Origin of the sequence: Streptomyces sp. NPDC046465, from assembly GCF_040646035.1 — a bacterium.
Taxonomy (GTDB): Bacteria; Actinomycetota; Actinomycetes; order Streptomycetales; family Streptomycetaceae; genus Streptomyces.
This window is the reverse complement of record NZ_JBEYZK010000080.1, coordinates 1-2,042: the sequence shown is the minus strand read 5'-3', so window position 1 is coordinate 2,042 and position 2,042 is coordinate 1. Positions and strand designations below refer to the sequence as shown.

Here is a 2,042-nt window from a genome sequence, read left to right as displayed (position 1 = left end):
CCCCCGCCCGTCGGCCACCGTTCCCCGCACAGCCGAAGACAGCCTCGCCCTGCCTTGGACACACCCTGCGAACGAGAAGGAGCCCATGCGATGACCCGCCGCCCGTTCCGCCGCTGCGGCAACGCCCCCGATGCCCTCACTCCCGACGACCAGGCCGCGGTCGACGCGTTCCGGGCGATGCTCGCGGCCCTGCGCGATCCGCAGCCCTGGACGCCTGAAAGTGCCCGGGATATCGCGGTGAGGATTGGCCCGTTCGTCGAGCGAGCGCACCCTAGGCCCGGCGACGACTCCGGACCCACGACGATCACCGTCGCCCTGGTCCACCCCGACACCCCCCAGGCCACGGCTTACCTCCATGGCCGTCAGCTCGGGTACAGCAGCAGGGGCTGGCTACGCTGCCACATCACCTCGGTCCTCGGTATCTGGCAGCCTGCCTACGCGATGCTCACCCACGCGGCCGCGAACCTGCCTCTGCCCGATGACGTCGGTCTGGTCCCAGCAGAGTGATCCGTATCGTCCAAGGCCCCGCTTCCCACTGGAAGCGGGGCCTTTTTGCGTTTCTGGGCTGGACGACTGCGCAGGCTCTTCAGAGGCTGATGCCAGAGAGCTTGGAGAGCCGCCGCATGGTGGGGTCCGACCGTCGGTGGAGCGAGAAAAGCACGCGCAGGAGCTCTCGGCCCATGGGGTGGATGCGTGCCATCTGCGGGGCGACGGCGAACGCCTCGCAGACGTTCGTGAGGGCGCCGTCGAGGTCGCCTGTGTCGAGTTGGGCGCGCGCCGTGTTGATGCGGGTGGGCGCGATGCGGGTGGGCGGCAGGCCTGCGAGTGCGGTGTCCAGGTCGGTGGTGAGCGCGAGCGCCTCCCGCGGCCGGCCTAGGTCCACCTGGGTTGCGAGGACGTGTGTAAAGGTCTGCTGCGTGCCGAAAGTGAGGCCGTGCGCGTCGACCCGGCCGGGGAAGCTGCTGGCCGCGCGCCACGCGGACTCGATGTGCCGCTGCGCCTCCCGCAGGCCCTCGCGTTTGTCCCTGAGGCGGCCTGCGAGGGTCATCCCGCGCAAGGCCAGCGTGCCCACGGCGAGATCGCGATCCGCAGTGGAGAGCGGCGCGGACTGCACGGCGACGATCGCGCGGTCTACGACGTCCAGGCCGCGCTCGACGTCGCCGAAATTCAGGTACGTTCCGGCGCGGTCGCGCGCGGCGAACGCGGCGCCGACGGGGGTGTGATGCTGATCGACGGCCCACTGTTGGCGGGCCACGGCGAGCTCTGCGAGGTCCATCCACCGATGACGCGCGGCGAGCCAGTAGACCGTGCTGTAGACGTCCGCGAGCATCGACCAGGCCGTGCCGCTGTTTTCTGTGTGCGCGTGCGTCGTGGCGTCGCGCAACAGCGAGGGCAACATTTTGAGCAGCTCGGTGACCTCGACGGCATCCCGATGCGCGTCCGCGGTGGCGAAGCCAGCCGTCACGCGCGCCTCGGTCACGGCCTGGTGCTCGGGCAGGTCGTAGTCCCGGACGGCCGCGCGCAGTGCCGAGAGCAGCTGCTCATCATCGGCCCGGACGGATGCGCGGCCCTGCACCTCCGCCATGCTCAGCCCCAGAGCCCTGCCGAGAGCCGCCGCCACGTCAGGTGTCAAGGGACGGTCGCCGACCTCGATCTTGCTCAGCAGCGAGAGCGAGACGCTCGCCCGTCGGGCGAGCGCGACCTGAGACCAACCGTGCGCCCTGCGCAGGACGGCGACGTGCGCGCCGGGGGCCAGATCTTTGGTGGTGCCCATAGCGATCAAGCTTTCTGGGAGACAGCCGTACATCCATGGTCGCGGTCGTCCGAGTACCCCGCACCGGTTTGTGCAATTCCTGTGCAAGGCGCCCGGCGCACGGAGGCGTTGACTCCTGTGTAAAGACCCCCGCGACCGCGCGAACGGCCCGGGGGCATGGCCGACCACGAGGATTACGGACTTCCCCGCGCCGGGCGCGCCGACATAGAGGTCAGTGACCGCGCCCATCTGCGGGTCGTAGAGCGAGACGCGGGCCTGGCGTCCGTCG

2 protein-coding genes are annotated in these 2,042 nt (G+C 70.3%); one reads left to right on the top strand and one right to left on the bottom strand.

Annotation, left to right across the window (positions count from 1 at the left end; all coding sequences use genetic code 11):
* Positions 1-90 precede the first annotated feature (90 nt).
* Positions 91-507: a hypothetical protein gene (locus ABZ953_RS39275; protein WP_361734328.1), complete on the top strand. Its 417-nt coding sequence runs from the start codon at positions 91-93 to the stop codon at positions 505-507.
* A gap of 79 nt (positions 508-586) precedes the next feature.
* On the opposite strand, the gene ABZ953_RS39270 is transcribed toward ABZ953_RS39275, so the two are convergent.
* Positions 587-1,774 (bottom strand): helix-turn-helix transcriptional regulator, encoded by a 1,188-nt coding sequence (locus ABZ953_RS39270; RefSeq protein WP_361734326.1) that lies wholly within the window; start codon positions 1,772-1,774, stop codon positions 587-589.
* Positions 1,775-2,042: the final 268 nt, after the last annotated feature.

Coding starts and splice junctions, on each gene's coding strand:
- ABZ953_RS39275 (WP_361734328.1), top strand. CDS start 91: ATGACCCGCCGCCCGTTCCGCCGCTGCGGCAACGCCCCCGATGCCCTC.
- ABZ953_RS39270 (WP_361734326.1), bottom strand. CDS start 1,774: ATGGGCACCACCAAAGATCTGGCCCCCGGCGCGCACGTCGCCGTCCTG.